Annotated in this window: 15 protein-coding genes; 11 read left to right on the top strand and 4 right to left on the bottom strand. The window is 33.7% G+C overall.

Annotation, left to right across the window (positions count from 1 at the left end; genetic code table 11):
* Positions 1-37 precede the first annotated feature (37 nt).
* The 5 genes from Q4Q47_RS06590 (at position 38) to Q4Q47_RS06570 (ending at position 5338) form a co-directional block, all read left to right on the top strand.
* Positions 38-454: a hypothetical protein gene (locus tag Q4Q47_RS06590; RefSeq protein ID WP_303305856.1), complete on the top strand. Its 417-nt coding sequence runs from the start codon at positions 38-40 to the stop codon at positions 452-454.
* A 125-nt stretch (positions 455-579) separates the two neighbouring features.
* The gene (locus Q4Q47_RS06585; RefSeq protein ID WP_303305855.1) at positions 580-1560 is read left to right on the top strand and encodes a hypothetical protein; all 981 of its coding nucleotides are present in this window, start codon (positions 580-582) and stop codon (positions 1558-1560) included.
* Positions 1561-1858: 298 nt separating this feature from the next.
* Positions 1859-2566 carry a hypothetical protein gene (locus Q4Q47_RS06580; RefSeq protein WP_303305854.1) on the top strand — a complete coding sequence of 236 codons (708 nt, stop codon included), beginning with the start codon at positions 1859-1861 and terminating at the stop codon, positions 2564-2566.
* Positions 2567-2725: 159 nt separating this feature from the next.
* A complete protein-coding gene (locus tag Q4Q47_RS06575) occupies positions 2726-4570 on the top strand; it encodes a PLP-dependent aminotransferase family protein (protein ID WP_303305853.1) in 1845 nt (614 codons plus the stop codon).
* 390 nt (positions 4571-4960) lie between these two features.
* Complete coding sequence (locus Q4Q47_RS06570; RefSeq protein WP_303305852.1) at positions 4961-5338, top strand: hypothetical protein; 378 nt, start codon at positions 4961-4963, stop codon at positions 5336-5338.
* Between the two features lie 848 nt (positions 5339-6186).
* Here Q4Q47_RS06570 and Q4Q47_RS06565 read toward each other — a convergent pair.
* Positions 6187-7155: an endonuclease/exonuclease/phosphatase family protein gene (locus Q4Q47_RS06565; protein WP_303305851.1), complete on the bottom strand. Its 969-nt coding sequence runs from the start codon at positions 7153-7155 to the stop codon at positions 6187-6189.
* A 62-nt stretch (positions 7156-7217) separates the two neighbouring features.
* Here Q4Q47_RS06565 and hflX point away from each other — a divergent pair, with 62 nt between their 5' ends.
* Both hflX and Q4Q47_RS06555 read left to right on the top strand, forming a co-directional pair.
* Positions 7218-8438, top strand: coding sequence for a GTPase HflX (gene hflX / locus Q4Q47_RS06560; protein ID WP_303305850.1), 1221 nt, complete (start codon positions 7218-7220; stop codon positions 8436-8438).
* A gap of 182 nt (positions 8439-8620) precedes the next feature.
* Entirely contained in the window at positions 8621-10876 is a 2256-nt protein-coding gene (locus tag Q4Q47_RS06555) for a transglycosylase domain-containing protein (RefSeq protein WP_303305849.1), read from the top strand.
* A gap of 100 nt (positions 10877-10976) precedes the next feature.
* Here the strand turns inward: Q4Q47_RS06555 and Q4Q47_RS06550 are convergent, their stop codons facing one another.
* Both Q4Q47_RS06550 and Q4Q47_RS06545 read right to left on the bottom strand, forming a co-directional pair.
* A complete protein-coding gene (locus Q4Q47_RS06550; protein WP_303305848.1) occupies positions 10977-11345 on the bottom strand; it encodes an Hpt domain-containing protein in 369 nt (122 codons plus the stop codon).
* Positions 11346-11528: 183 nt separating this feature from the next.
* Positions 11529-12050 carry a hypothetical protein gene (locus Q4Q47_RS06545; protein WP_303305847.1) on the bottom strand — a complete coding sequence of 174 codons (522 nt, stop codon included), beginning with the start codon at positions 12048-12050 and terminating at the stop codon, positions 11529-11531.
* Positions 12051-12201: 151 nt separating this feature from the next.
* On the opposite strand from Q4Q47_RS06545, the gene Q4Q47_RS06540 reads away from it, so the two are divergent.
* The 4 genes from Q4Q47_RS06540 (at position 12202) to Q4Q47_RS06525 (ending at position 15372) form a co-directional block, all read left to right on the top strand.
* On the top strand, positions 12202-12372 hold the full coding sequence (locus Q4Q47_RS06540) for a hypothetical protein (RefSeq protein WP_303305846.1): 171 nt from the start codon (positions 12202-12204) through the stop codon (positions 12370-12372).
* A 50-nt stretch (positions 12373-12422) separates the two neighbouring features.
* A complete protein-coding gene (locus Q4Q47_RS06535; RefSeq protein WP_303305845.1) occupies positions 12423-13013 on the top strand; it encodes a HupE/UreJ family protein in 591 nt (196 codons plus the stop codon).
* Between the two features lie 335 nt (positions 13014-13348).
* Positions 13349-13780: a deoxycytidylate deaminase gene (locus tag Q4Q47_RS06530; protein ID WP_303305844.1), complete on the top strand. Its 432-nt coding sequence runs from the start codon at positions 13349-13351 to the stop codon at positions 13778-13780.
* Entirely contained in the window at positions 13780-15372 is a 1593-nt protein-coding gene (locus tag Q4Q47_RS06525) for a S41 family peptidase (RefSeq protein ID WP_303305843.1), read from the top strand. Before Q4Q47_RS06530 ends, Q4Q47_RS06525 begins: the two co-directional genes overlap by 1 nt.
* Here the strand turns inward: Q4Q47_RS06525 and Q4Q47_RS06520 are convergent.
* Positions 15369-15977 (bottom strand): NAD(P)/FAD-dependent oxidoreductase, encoded by a 609-nt coding sequence (locus Q4Q47_RS06520; protein WP_303305842.1) that lies wholly within the window; start codon positions 15975-15977, stop codon positions 15369-15371. The two genes, Q4Q47_RS06525 and Q4Q47_RS06520, sit on opposite strands and share 4 nt — an antisense overlap.
* Positions 15978-15984 lie beyond the last annotated feature (7 nt).

Here is a 15984-nt window from a genome sequence, read left to right as displayed (position 1 = left end):
TACGAGACTGTTCTTTAATTAAATGACATTTGCTCAAATGAATCATATTTCAAAAGAATTTTCACCTTTACAACTTGGAGAAACCAAAAAAGTATTTTTGAAAAACGGGTCATCGATCTCAACAAAATGGAGAAAAGAGAATGAATATATTATACGTTATAAACCTGAAAATTATGCTGACTATTATTCACCGTATTTTCTATTTGAATTTGAGAATAAAACTTTAAAAAGAATGATTCCATATCCTAATAAAAGGTCATTTGTTTATATGATAATAATTATGGTTGGTTTTATTTATTTCAAAGAAATTAAACCTGATTTATATTTGACATTATTTGGTTTTTCAATAGTCTTCGTTTTTTTATTACAAGCTGCCGTAGGAGTTGCTGCCTATAAAAAAATAAGAAATAATGTTTTCGGAAAGAATGTAACAGAAAATAATCAACTGAGCTAGTTCCTTGGATAAAAGGAACTAACTAAATTGCCAGCAGCTAACAAGATGTGTATAGTGCATAGCCCCCTGCGGGATAGCTACGACACCATACACGGAACGTTGTGCGTAATTAAAAACAAACGATAATGAAAACATCTTTTAAGGTATTATTTTTACTCTTCCTGACTATTTTTAGTACGAAATCTTTTTCACAGAAAATGGTTGAATATTACGAACCAGTAAAAAATGATAGCCTAAGGGTTGGAATTGGAGAAAATGACTTTTTGCCTTTTATTCAAAAAGGTTATACTCTAATGCTTCCTGAAAATAAGGAAATAAAAGGTGTGCTCATTTTCCTCGAAGATTCAAAGTATGACAAAAAGAATAGGAGCTCAAGGCAGATGTATACTCAAGCATCGGAAAAAGATTTTGCGGTATTGTCAGTTTCATCCGAAATCCCTCTTGATTTTTACTTTTCTAAATCATCTATGATTTCTACGCATAAGCTAATTCGAGAAGTCTTTGATGGACATAATTTGCCAAATGACAACATTTTCTTTTTAGGAGCAAGTTTAGTTGGACATAGAGCAATGCGATATATTAAATTTATAAAAGAAAGTGACTTCGAATTTCAACTTAAAATAAAAGGTATTGTCACTTGCAATTTCACGATGGATTTTACAAGAAAATGGTATCAACATAAACGTGATATCAGAATTAACCGAATTGACCTTTGGGAACCAAAATTTATAAACTATCTATTAGAAACGTACTTGGGAGGAACACCCAAAACTAATCCAGAAAATTATCACAACTTCTCATCGTATAGCTACTTTGATGAAAAGAATGAAAATGTTAAAATTTACAAAGACTATGCTGTTAGAGCGTATATAGAACCAGCAATAAAATATAAGCTAACAAAACAACTAAGAACCTTATATGAGAATAATTCGACAGATATAGTTGGTTTTTTAGCTGAATTGAAACTGGCAGGAAATGAAAATACCGAATTAATTGTATTACAACCCGAAGACAATCCATCACCAAAAAAGAATACTCAATCAACTTGGGATTCGATGAATAAAGGTGAGTTAATGGATTGGATTCAAAAGCAGACGGAAAAATAACTACGCACAACACCGTATCCTATGAAAACACTAGCCCAGTTCTTCAAAGTTAATACTAATGACGTTAAAACATACAATAAATTAGTCAAAGTTCACTCTTTTGAGCAATTGTATGGCAAAATTTCAAGTGATTTATTTTAATTTGTACAACACCCAATGTGTATAATAAATTACTTGTTCTGTGTGTGCTCGGAAAATCTGCGAGGATTTTCCTAATGGTTCGTTTTCTTTTGTTAACTTAGACCTAGTCAATGCAACTAAGCATACGAAAACACATTGTAAACAATTAAAAGATAACATGAGAATTTTTTATTTTCTAATACTATTTAGCCTTTGTTTTTTTACCAGCTGTGAAAACAAACAAGCAATTGAAGGGCTTTGGGTCGTTAAATCTGTAATAGTTGGAGAAGAAAAAATAACCCCAAATGGACGATGGATGAGATTCAATTCTGATTTCACGCAACAGTCGGGCAACGGGTGGTTCCAGCATTCCATTGGAACCTGGTCGTTAAATCCGAAAACCAATGAGCTGTCAATTTTGAATTCAAATGGATTAAATGACCTTAATGAGCCTTTCAAAGTCATGATTAATAAAAATGAAATGACTTGGAAAAGAATGGAGGAAGGTGATAGTATAAAGGTCTCGTTAATCCGATCCTACAAACTCCCGGAAACATATGGGGATAATTTACTTGGATTATGGAAATTGGAGGAAGCAATTGGAGAAGGAAATTACTTTACACAATCAGGAAATACAAACACAGTTGAATACTTGTTTTTTAGATGGGATAAGCGATTTGTCATTGGATCGGAGAAAGGAAGAATAAATGGCGTTTATAATGTTCATGGACATAAACCTGAAGTTGAATTAATACCATATGGAGACCAATTGAAAAGAGATTTTTGGAAAGTTGATTCTAATAAAAATTCAATGACACTAAAGTTATTGAATACGGATAGTATTGTGACAAGAACATTTAAAAGAATTCATGATTTTCCGCAATAAAAAACTACCTACAACAAAGTTGCATATAATGCATAGTCCTCTTGGGAGTTGCTACACTTCATATACTAAAAGTTAGGCTCAATCTAACAAAACGCCTTGTAACACTTTTAAAAAAAATCTAATTAATGTATATTACCGGCCTATCTAAAGGTGGAAATTATGCAAGACAATAAAATGCTAAATTATATTAAAGATGTATTAAAAAATATACCAACTGGTTGGTTGAGTCTAACAACCCATCGATTAGATATTTATAATGAAGAATTGGCCAAAGTTCAATTCTTAGAACAGTTTGAAATCTTATTTAATGAGAATAATTATGAATTGCCTGCATTAAGCGAATTACCTACTGCTTTCGATTATATTCGATTAGGTCATCCATTATCTTGTATACTAGAATGGGGCATCGCAAACTTAAATAATCTAGAATCTAATAATGTGATAAGCTTTTCCTCAAAGACGGTTCCTATTTTAGCAGTTTTAAGAAAAAACTTATTAGATAATAAAAACACTCGAATCATTTATTCAGGTGAATTACCTGATTTTTTTGATGTTGAAATACTAAGGGATATTTACGGTTATAAATTTGACTTAAAGCATGTTGAGAAAGAAGAACAGGTTTCTGTGTTTAACGGTAGTACCGTTTTTATTTCAGAACAAGATGATATTTGTAATTTCGATCTCAACTCAAATATTGATTTTTTCATCAATGTTCATGCTCATCTGGGAAGTGTTTTATTAGTAAATGGTGAACAAAATGAAAATTATGTCTCAGAAATTCAGCATGTTCGAAGAAGAGAGACCATTGCAATGACGCCAGCGAATGCTCTTGCTGCCTTAAAATTTCTAGTAGAGAAGTCTTCTTTTGATAATAAGGATAGCCATGTTGAGACAAACAAAACACGTGTCTTAGATTCAATTGCAGACGTTACTGGTACAAACACAAAAGCGCTAGTTGGTTCTAGTGGACTATCTATTCAATATGCGATTTTAATGGGGCTCATTCACGATGCACTGGAAAAACATAAAGGAAAAGATATCAAAATTATAGTGCCTCCAAATTGTTATGGAGGAACAAACGACCAGGCAAGACGTGTTGCCACTTGCATTGACAATGTTGAAGTGTTGGATTTACCAGTTGATGGTGGTAAAGATATGGTTCAAAGTATTGATATGGTTTTAGATAAAATTGCTATCGAAGATGCTATACCATACATAATCGCTGAAATTCCAACAAACCCTAGGGTTGAAGTTCCAGATTTAATAAAATTAAAAGAGGTTTTAAGTGCCCCCCGTAAAACAAAAAATGGTGAAATTGCTATCGACCCCGTTTTTATTTTAGATCAAACATTTTGTCCTAATGTACATTTTTTAGGTGAAGATGACATCCTGTCAACGATTAAGACTATTTCATTTGCCAGTGGATCGAAATTTCCAAGTGGCGGGCTATGTACTGCCGGCTACTGTGTAGCAAATAAAAAATCTGAAGCTTTGATGGAAAAAATAGAAATGCATCTAAAACTTTGCGATAACGAAGCTACAGATTTTCAAATGGAAATATTAGCAAAACAATTACCTTCGATGAAACAAAGAATTCATGATGCTTATAAGAACACGCGTGAATTTGTAAACTTTATCAATGATACTTTACCGGAGGCAAAAATCAATTTTGTTTCAGAAGCATTGGCAAGCAAAGGATTTACCCCTTCTGTATTTTCATTAGATCTTCCCACTAAAGGGCATACTGCTGAAGAAAAAGAATCTTATAAAAGAGCGTTAAATCATAAATTAATCCATTTAATGATTACAGAAATCCCTAATGAAAGTAAATATTGCGTGAGCTATGGCCAGTTAAAAGGATGTTACTGGACGATACCTGCTACATCTACACAAGGGACGACTAAAGAAGGCGACAAAGATTATATTGCCCGGGTAGCGCTTTCGCCTAATATGGATCTTGAACTTCATAAAAAAGTCTTTTTAGATTTTGTTGGAAATATTTGACTGTAATAGATAGAGGTGTTGAGAGCCTAATGTCATTAAATTAAGGTTGTAATGTCGGTCTGAGCCTTTCGACTTTAGCCTGTCTTGAGTACTTCGACTGCGCTCAGCATAGACTAAAGTCGAAGACCTATTAGAATTCTAGTTTTTATTAGTATTAACCCGTTGTGCATTTTGGATTATTTACTTAAACGAAATGTCAGTTCGAGTGATTTTCGATAGAAAATTGTGTCGAGGACCTGCTTTAAAATCTAAAAATTTGATTCTCGATACTAATTTTCCTCATAAAAATGAGCAAAATTCACTCGAATTGATAAAATTTTATCAAAATGCACAATGGGTTAGTATTAATTATTTACCGTAGTTTTGATTTTTTTAATAGAAAAGCTAATAATGAACCTATTCGATATCTTATTCTATAATATGTTTTCGCAATACAAAGCCAAGTACAAGCAAAAAGCGAATAATATAGCTATTACCTATGTCACACTTTTACAGGTTTCATTACTATTGCTTTTGGGTGTTTTCTTTGCAGGGTTTTTTAGGCAAATGAACATGGTTACCATGTCGTCTACCAAAGCATGGACCTTATTTGTTTTAATGGCGGTGTTTATTTACTTTAAAAACTGGATGCAGTATACAGGTAAAAAACGGATGATGATTAATGCGAAAATGAATAAAAAGAAAACACAGCATTATAACATTTGGTTACTTTGGTTGTTGCCTATAGCTGCTTTGGGGTTGAGTTATGTTGTTTATCAGGCTGCATAGTTCTGAAATTGCCTGTGCTGAACTTGGTTCAGTATTATAGGATCTCATTATGTTTTGTCATTCTGAGGAGCGCCAAAGCGCGACGTGAGAACCTGTTCTTTTTTATTTCAATTTAGTCTATAGTTAACGATAAACAGATTGCCACAGTCGTTGCTCCCTGTCTGCTGACAGCTAGGGTGTACCCACATCTTTTTTGGTATAAAAAATAAAAGTTTTTTACTTACTTTTCTTTGCTCGTCCAAAGAAAAGTAACAAAAGAAAAGACGCCCTTTCGAGAGGAATTTCTTCTCATGCTGTCGCTAGAGAAGAACCAAGTACAAAACTTCGCGTCGCCCCACCGCAATTGCCAACGCCAATGCTCCGGTGCTCCGAAGCTTTTGTTCTTTATTCTTCCGAAAGGTCGGGGACAGCCCTATGGTCTTTTCTCAACAACAGGCAGAGAGACTTGATCACCTTAAAAAAGAATGATCATGGAGGCTGGCACAATGGCCTATCTAGAATTCTGTTGAAAATCAAGGAGTCAGTACAAAGGCTTAGAGATAAAAAGCTGTTTGAGCCAAGTATTAGATTATTGATAGCCCTGTATTTATGGTGAATGCAAAAGAGTAAGTAAATAAACAAAGGACATAAGGCGAGTTCTTTTTATCTGTGGCTGGGGTCTCCGTAGTATTTTCAGCAGAATTTTAGTAAGCCTAGACTTTTTTGGTTCTTTTTGCGGCTATGGCAAAAAGAACATGGTATAATTATTAATGTTTATTAATTTGTGGGTACACTGTAGCTGCCGACAGGCAGGCTTCTGGATGACATAGTCTTGATTCTTGGTTCTAACAGCAAAGCGGTCTACGTTCTTATTTCTTAAAAATAGCATACACGGGGAAATGGTCACTATAACCGCCTTTGTATTTTTTACCAACATAGGTTCTATAAGGCGTGCCTTTATATTTTCCATTAAAGAGTTTTAGAAAATCTTCATCGAAAATATTAGCAGTACTAAACTCAAATTTGTTAGTGGTACTTTGAAAGAAATTCGTTGAGAATAGAATTTGATCAAATAAATTCCATTGTCTGTTGTGGTTCGTCGTGCCTCTATTGTAAGATCGCAAGGTTTCCATAGGATTGTACAGATCGAAATGGTCAGCGAGTTGTTTAATACTGTTGCTGGTAGGGTCGTCATTAAAATCACCAATAACAATAATTTTTGCATCAGGATGTTCGTCGCGTAACATCGAAATAACTTCCCCAGCCTTATTAGACGATGCCATACGTTTGTGTTCCGTTTCTTTTGCGCCTTCGCGTCTGGACGACCAATGATTCACAATAATATGAACAGTTTCACCATCAAGCAAACCAGAAACTAATAAGATATCTCGTGTGTAATCCGGAGAGCCATCATCATCAAATAGTTGAACGGTAAAAGTTTCGGAAGCAAGAACTTTAAAAGCATTCGTATCATATAACAAAGCGACATCAATACCACGCTCATCTAAAGAATCATAGTGCACAAAATCGTAATGACAGTCTTCTAAATGTTTAGAGTCGATTAAATCTTCAATAACGGAAGCGTTTTCAACTTCAGCTAAACCAACAAGAGCAGGGTGTTTTCCAGTTTCTCTTCTTCCAATATTAGAGATCGCAAAGCCTAATTTTCTAAGTTTGTTTTTATAGCGTTTAGGCGTCCATTTTTTAACCGAAGTTGGTAGAAAATCATTATCATGAGTGTGCTTGTCGTCATGAATATCAAATAAATTTTCGAGGTTATAAAATGCTACGGTCTGCATCTCATTACGAATGGGAATGTCTTCAAAAGCGTCTGTCATAAATCAAAAATAGGCTTAAAAATATAAAAATAATAATACCTGTAAATGTTTAACTTTGCAACATGATAGAAAAGAAAGATACGGCTTTAGAAAAAGCTGTTTTAATAGGCATTATTACTAAAGATCAAGATGAGGTGAAATCTAAGGAATATTTAGATGAGTTGGAGTTCTTAACATTTACTGCCGGGGGTTACGCTATAAAACGCTTTACTCAAAAAATGGAGATGCCAAATCCTAAAACATTTATAGGGACTGGTAAGATGGAAGATGTCCGTCAGTTTATAGAAGATAACGATGTTGGTACGGCTATTTTTGATGATGAATTATCTGCGGCACAAGAACGAAATATTAGTAAAATACTTAATGTTAAGGTATTAGATAGAACCAACTTAATCCTCGATATTTTTGCACAACGGGCACAGACAAGTTATGCCAGAACTCAGGTAGAGTTGGCACAATGCGAATACTTACTACCGCGATTAAGAGGTATGTGGACGCACCTTGAGCGTCAAAAAGGGGGTATAGGCATGCGTGGTCCCGGGGAAACCGAAATAGAAACAGATAGACGTATTGTACGTGATAAGATAGCTTTGCTTAAAGCGCGGATAAAAACGATCGATAAACAAATGGCGGTACAACGCGGTAACCGTGGTAAGATGGTGCGAGTGGCATTGGTTGGTTATACGAATGTTGGTAAATCTACGTTAATGAATGTAGTTAGTAAAAGTGCTGTTTTTGCCGAAAACAAACTGTTCGCTACTTTAGATACAACGGTTAGAAAAGTAGTGATTCAAAACTTACCGTTTTTATTAAGTGATACGGTTGGGTTTATAAGAAAGTTACCTACCCAATTGGTAGATAGTTTTAAAAGTACTTTGGATGAGGTGAGAGAAGCTGATTTATTATTGCATGTTGTTGATATTTCGCATCCAAATTTTGAGGAACATATTGAATCTGTAAACAAGATTTTAGGAGAAATAAAGAGTGGAGACAAGCCCACTATAATGGTATTTAATAAGATAGATGCCTATGAAGCGGAGCCTTTAGAGGAAGATGATTTAGAAACAGAACGTACAGAAAAACACTATTCTTTAGAAGAATGGAAAAGTACCTGGATGAGCAAAGTAGGTAATAATGCCTTGTTTATTTCGGCAATAAATAAAAGTAATTTAGAAGACTTTAAAAAACGTGTTTACGATGAGGTTCGAGATATTCATGTAACGCGTTTCCCTTATAATCATTTCTTGTATCCAGATTACAATTATGAGGATATGGGTAAATAATGAGGTCAAAAAAGTAATATATTTTGTCATTCAGAGCCTTTCGACTGTCGCTCAAGACAGGCTAAAGCGAAGAATCTTATGATTCTGTAAATAAGTGCATTATGTTTTTAAGGGATTCTTCATGGCATACAGAATAGCATTTTTAGACAACCTAAGCGTAAACAAAAAAGCATAACCCCAAAATGAATTGGATTTTATCGTTATTGAAAAAAAAATGGGTTAAGTGGTCCATGTTGATTTGCGCCGCTGTTATTGTTTTTTTTGCGATCATTTATATAAGTGTCCTTTTAGGTTTTTTCGGAAAACTACCCACCGAAGCAGATTTAAGTTCTATTAAACAAGCTGAGGCAACTCAAGTCTTGGATAAGGACGGTAAACTAATAGGCAAGTATTATATTTATGATAGGCAACCTTTAACTTTTAAAGATTTTCCAAAACACCTCATTGATGCTTTAATAGCGACGGAAGATGCACGTTTTTATGAGCACGATGGTGTTGATAATATGAGTTTGCTTCGTGTTTTTTTTAAAAGCATTATTTTACGGGATAAATCGGCTGGAGGAGGTAGTACCATTACGCTTCAATTGGCTAAAAATTTATTTGGAAGAAAAAAACATGCTGTATTTAGCATGCTCATCAATAAGTTTAAAGAGTCTATTATAGCGAAACGTATTGAAGCTATTTATTCTAAAGAAGAGATTCTAACGCTTTACCTTAATACGGTTCCCTTTTCCGATAATACGTATGGTATTGAAAGTGCCACGCGTAAATTTTTCAATAAATCGGCATCCGCATTAACCCATTCTGAAGCATCAACACTCGTAGGAACTTTAAAAGCAACAAGCTATTATAACCCAAGACTATATATAGAGCGCAGTCTATCACGAAGGAATGTGGTCTTTCAGCAAATGTTAAAATATGGTTATATATCTCAGGATTCGGTTGATTTGTTTACAAAGGAGCATATCGTTTTAAACTATAAATCTTTTAATCATGATGTAGGATTAGCACCTTATTTTAGAGCAGAAGTAAAAAAAGAACTAGCAACACTATTAGATACGTTAAAAAAAGAAAATGGCGACTCGTATGATTTGTATAGAGATGGTTTGATTGTTCACACGACTTTAGATTCGGACATGCAAGCACTTGCTGAAACAGCTATGAAAGAACACCTTTCAGGCTTACAAAGTGCTCACGAGAAATCCTATGGAAAATCAGCGCCGTGGCTTAAGAACAAAGACATTATTCAAGCAGCGGTAAGAAACCTTCCGGTTTACAAATCATATAAAAAATCAGGGTTAACAGAAGCACAAATATTAGATTCATTATCTGTAAAACGTAAAACGGAATTATTTACATGGGCGGGAAATACGATTCAAAACGTATCTACTATTGATAGTTTAAAGCATTATATGAAGTTTTTAAATACAGGGATGCTATCTATAGAACCTCAAACGGGAGCTATAAGAGCTTATTTAGGCGGCATTGATTATCGGTTTTTTAAATATGATCATGTATCGCAAAGTGAGCGTCAGGTAGGGTCGACATTCAAGCCTTTTGTATATACTACAGCTGTTGAAAAGGGCATGAAACCCTGTACTTATTTTTCATTATCTGAAGTAACTTATACAGATTTCGATAACTGGACGCCTGCTAACTCGGGAAAGGATGAAGACACAGAGCATCTTAACTATAATTTAGAAACGGCATTAAGTAATTCGGTGAATACCATTGCGGTAAAAGTTTTAAATAAAGTTGGAATAGAAAGTGTCGTAGAACAAGTGAAAAAAATGGGTATTTCTAAACAGCTTCCTGAGAAACCGTCGTTGGCTTTAGGTGTTGCAGAGATTAATTTGAAAGAACTCACAGGTGTTTATGCTGGTTATGTGAATACCAGTAAAAGTGTTAAGCCTTATACGATTACCAAAATTGAAGATAAAGCCGGGAATGTAATAGCGTCATTTAAGCCTGAAGTTAGTAAGGAAAAAGGGTATAGCGATTACACCAGGCAGGTGCTATTGAAAATGATGCAGTCTACAGTGAATACAGGAACAGCATCCAGGCTGAGAACAATATATCAGCTTAAAAATGATATGGCTGGAAAAACGGGGACGACTCAGAATAATAAAGATGGCTGGTTTGTGGGTATCACTCCCAAACTTGTTACTGTAACATGGGTTGGTAATGATAATCATAGTTTAGGATTTAAATCTACCGGGATAGGTCAGGGAGCCAATTCAGCATTACCGGTTTTTGCAAAATTTTATCAAAAAATGAATGCAGATACCCGTTTTAATAGTATTACAAAAAGCAAATTTGAAACATTTTCTCAGGAAGTTCTGGACGATTTGGATTGTAATCCGGAAAAGCGAGATGGGTTTTTTAAAAGAATTTTCGGAAAAAAGAAGAAAAAGAAAGCATTTAAAAAGAAGAGATAAAGACAATTTTGTCATTCAGAAGCCTGTCTGTCGACAGACAGGGAGGGACGACTGAAGAATCTAAAAAACGTTTTTCGTATTACAGGTAACTCTATTTCTTTTAATCATTAGTCATTGATCTGAGTTCAGTCTGTATTTCTCTTTCTACTTCTTTAAAAACAGCCAAACAATCATTAACAAGTGCACCAGTAGTATCTATATTTTGTTCGTTTTTAAAGGCAGACTCCAGTTGAAGTATTGCTGGTTCTAATTTTGAAATACCAAACATGCTTATGTTTGGTTTTATTTTGTGAGTAGCTTGAAAAAGTAGCTGCCAATTTTTGTTGGGAAACTGAGAATTTAGAACTTCTACATACTCATCTATAAGTTCAATAAATAGCTCCATTATTTCTTTAACGATGGAAACATCATCAAAAGCATTTTCTTTTAATATATCTAAATCTATATATTGATAATTCGATTTTATCATGATTTTTCGGATCTTAATTTTTGAATTTTCTTTCAAATATGGTCGCAATGTACGAATTAAGTCGATAAAATGCAATAAAATACGACAAACAGTATTATTAATAATGATTATGCAAGAAAAAAACGAAAATGTATAAGGATGGTATTTATATGTTTTTCTCCTTTTTAAAAGGTATGATGTAAGTTATTCAGGCTTTTCAATTTTTCGGGTATCAAACTCTATTTTCTTATTTATTTGCAAATTTAAACTAGAAAAGGCTACCAAAAAGTCTTTAATATTAGCAATAAGTTCTTTTTTGCTTGTAGTAGATAAATTAGACAAACTCTCCAACTTATAAAGCTTAGTTTCTAATGCTATAATTCTAGCCAAAATTGAAGGTGCTTTTATTTCTTTAGGGATGTTTACTTTTAGCTCTTTTAACAATGTCTTGATAGCATCATTATTATCATTAAAAAAACTTAAATCGCCTTCTTTAATATTTATTATGACATCTTGTAACTCGTAGTATTGTTGCCAATCTTTAATGGCATTTTCTGCTTTTAAGTCTAATGCAAACTCGATATAATCAATTTTCGAAATGTCTTTTGCCGTTATTTCTTTGTTCTCAATATCTCCAGTATTATCTCCAGTATTGCTTTCTTGATCTTTTTTGCAAGAAAAAAATATGACTAATAGGCTTAAAATAACTAAAGTTTTAATACGCATTGTGCTTCATTTAAAAGGTGCTATACAAAGATATGGTAATAGTTTATTTTCTGTTTAATAATTAGAAATCAAATTGACAATATTTGGCTTTTATAATATTATTTATAAAATCTTACTATTTTTGGAACATTCTCATAAAAGGGAGTGTTTAATGAACTCTAAGATATTAATTATTGGTGCATGCGGACAAATAGGTTCGGAGTTAGCATATAGTATAGGTTGCGAAGTGATTATGGTGATGAAAACCTTATGTCAATTTTCTTTAGAAGTTATTACTAAAGTGATGCGCTTTCAATTAGATAAAAAATATAATGCGGGTTAAAAGAATCTAATTAATTGTATATTTGGGCAATCTCCTAATCTTAAATTATTATGCTTGAAAATTTTTGGTTTAATGTAGAGTATGGTATCAATCATGTGTTAGATATTAATGCATACGATCATGTTTTGTTTCTTATTGTTTTAACCGTTCCATATGTATTTAAAGATTGGAAACGGGTACTGTTGTTGGTTTCTATGTTTACTTTGGGGCATACGCTATCACTTGTGTTAGCTGCCTATAGTGTGGTTAGTGTGAATGCGCAGATTGTAGAGTTTTTAATTCCTATTACTATTTTAGTTGTAGCGCTTTTTAATGTATTTACTTCTGGTAAAGGTGCGCAAAGAGAAAAAGTTGGTGTGTTGTTTTTGTCAACATTATTCTTTGGTTTAATACATGGTTTAGGTTTTGCACGCGAATTTCAAATGCTATTAGGAGATTCTGATAGTAAGTTAGTTTTATTGTTGGAGTTTGCTCTAGGAATAGAACTTGCTCAAGTTATTATTGTGTTTTTAGTGTTGTTTTTGGGCTATATTGTGCAGACGATTTTTAGATTTTCTAAACGAGATTGGATCATGGTAGTGTCTGCCATTGTTGTTGGTTTGGTTATCCCTATGATAATAAATAGCGATTTCTTGTCTTAATTAAAAACAACCCCTTAATGTTTATATTGAGGTGTCATGTTATTTAAACCTCAAAATGAGGTATATAATATGTTTAGTTTATTATCTTTTATTTTTAAAATAGGAGTTTATGAATCTTCGATTTCTTTTTCACTTTTTTAAAAATCTTATATAACTTTGATAAAACTTTAACGAACTTGCGTTGTAATTAAAATACGAACCAAGTATCTTCGTTATATATATTATTTTGCGTGAAGGGCTGAGGTATTTGTTGAAGCGGTCTCGATTTTTATTGAGAAGCAACCGCCGAAATCTCTTTTGCCGTTTGGTAGTACACCATAATTATAAATAAATTAATGCCAGAAAATAAACAACTTAAGTACGATAAGGCTTATTTAAGAATAGCACAAGAGTGGGGGAAATTATCTTATTGCAAGCGTAGGCAAGTTGGCGCGATTATTGTAAAAGATAGAATGATCATTTCTGATGGTTATAACGGAACACCATCTGGGTTTGAAAATTTTTGTGAAGACGATGAAGGCTATACAAAATGGTATGTGTTGCATGCAGAAGCGAATGCTATTTTAAAAGTGGCGGCTTCTACTCAATCTTGTAAAGGTGCGACACTATACATAACAATGTCACCATGTAAAGAATGTAGTAAATTAATTCATCAAGCAGGAATTGTAAAAGTGGTGTACCATGAAGCATATAAAGATGATTCTGGATTGGAATTCTTAAAAAAAGCAGGGATAGAACTTAAACTAATAGAAGATTTAAAAGGATAATGTCATTTAAAAAAAAATATTTGCCATTGATTTTAGGCGTTGCAATTGCAGCAGGCATTTTTATTGGCGGAAAACTAGATTTTAGAGATTCGCCTGATAGATTGTTCTCTACAAATAGCAAGAAGGATAAGCTTAATAGGCTTATTGATTACATTGATTATGATTATGTTGATGACATAAATACGGATAGTATTGTTGATGTCACGGTTAATGGTATTTTGGATAATCTGGATCCGCACTCTGTATATATACCTAAAGAAGCTATGGAACGGGTTGCGGAAGAGATGAAGGGCGATTTTGTGGGTATTGGTGTTAGTTTTTATCCTTATAAGGACACGATAGCTGTTATTAGAGCTATTGAAGGTGGTCCTAGTGCTAAAGCAGGAATTAGAGGGGGGGATAGAATTATTATGGCAGATAATGATACCCTTTTTGGTGATGGATTGAATGATGGCGAAATGGTTAAAAAACTAAAAGGACCTATTAATACCAAAATCAAATTAAAAGTATATAGAAGAGGAGAGCCGGAACTTTTAAACTTTACAGTGAAGCGTGGCATTATTCCTATAAAAAGTGTAGATGCTGTTTATATGCTAACCGAAAAATTAGGATATATAAAAGTGAATCGCTTTGCAGAATCTACTTATAAAGAATTTAAAAAAGGTTTAGATAAACTTTTAGAATTAGGGGCTACCGAAATTGCATTGGATGTACGAGATAACCCAGGAGGCATTTTAAGTATATCAGAGCAAATAGTAGATGAATTTTTAGAAGATGATAAACTTATCTTATTCACTAAAAATAAGCGTGGGAATATTGAAAAAAGCTTTGCTACAAGTAAAGGTGATTTTGAAGATGGTCATGTGTATGTGCTTATAAATGAAAATTCTGCATCGGCAAGTGAGATTGTTGCAGGCGCATTGCAAGACAATGATAAAGGTACCATCGTAGGGCGTCGTTCTTATGGTAAAGGGTTGGTGCAACGTGAAATGGATTTAGGTGATGGCAGTGCAGTACGTTTAACCGTATCTCGTTATTATACGCCAACGGGGCGTTCTATTCAGCGTTCATATAAAAATGGTAACAAAGATTATTACGATGAGTATTTTGATAGGTTGGATAGTGGTGAACTTTTAGATCCTGAAAAGATTAAGGTAGCCGATTCATTAAAATTTACAACACCAGGAGGGAAAATCGTATATGGTGGCGGAGGTATCATTCCTGATGTCTTTGTGCCAATAGATAATAGTATGCAAAATGAAACGCTCACCTTTTTAGAAAGACGTGGATTTATTGGTTATTTTGTATTTGAAGAACTGGAAAAAGACAGACATCTTTATGATGGTATTGCCAGGCAAGAGTTTATCGATTCTTTTGAAGTGAGTGACAACTTAGTATTTGCTTTTCAGGATTACTTAAATGTACGTACCGATTCTAATATCACTTTTGTGGCGTATCATGAAGAAATAAAACAATATATTAAAGCAACATTGGCAAGTCAACTTTATGGTGGTGGTGCTTTTGAGGAAGTTTTTAATCAACGTGATATTATGATTGATGAGGTTATTAAGTTGAGTGACGGAAAGAACTAAGCTTGAACCTTATCATGAACTTTAGTATCTTTCCCGCCATTCCAAAGCGTTAGAATATCGGTAGCCACATGCGAGCCACTACCAGAAGCTATGGCAAATTGACTGCGCCATCCAGCTAGTGTGCCGGCAACATATAAATTTTCTTCAATTAAATGATCTGTATTTTTCAACCAAATACGATTTTTTTCAATAGCAGTTCTTGGGTGGGGCTCCATATGATGTTCAAGCCCTTTAATCGTCATTAAGTTTGTGTAACCAACAGCAATAACAACAATTTTTGCCATGTAAGTATTTTTGTTGGTTTTTATTTTAAAGATGCCTTCAGATTTTGATAGCTCTAAGACTTTTTCATTTTCAATCTGATTAACATGGGGATATAGGTTTGTTAATTGCTTTTTCCCGCTTTTTAAAATAGAAATCCCAGTAGTTTCAGGTGTTAAGCCCAATACGTTATTAAATAAAGCAGTTTGCAGATGTGATGTTTTTTGATGCGTAATGATGCCAATACGTTTGTCTTTAGCAAAAGATTTGTTTTTAGCAGAGCCTAAAACCAAGGCACAAGACAAGCCTGCAGCACCTCCACCAATAATTAAGGCATTGTACATTATACCA

It is taken from the genome of Flavivirga spongiicola, from assembly GCF_030540825.1.
Taxonomy (GTDB): Bacteria; Bacteroidota; Bacteroidia; order Flavobacteriales; family Flavobacteriaceae; genus Flavivirga; species Flavivirga spongiicola.
This window is presented reverse-complemented; position numbering and strand designations above follow the sequence as displayed.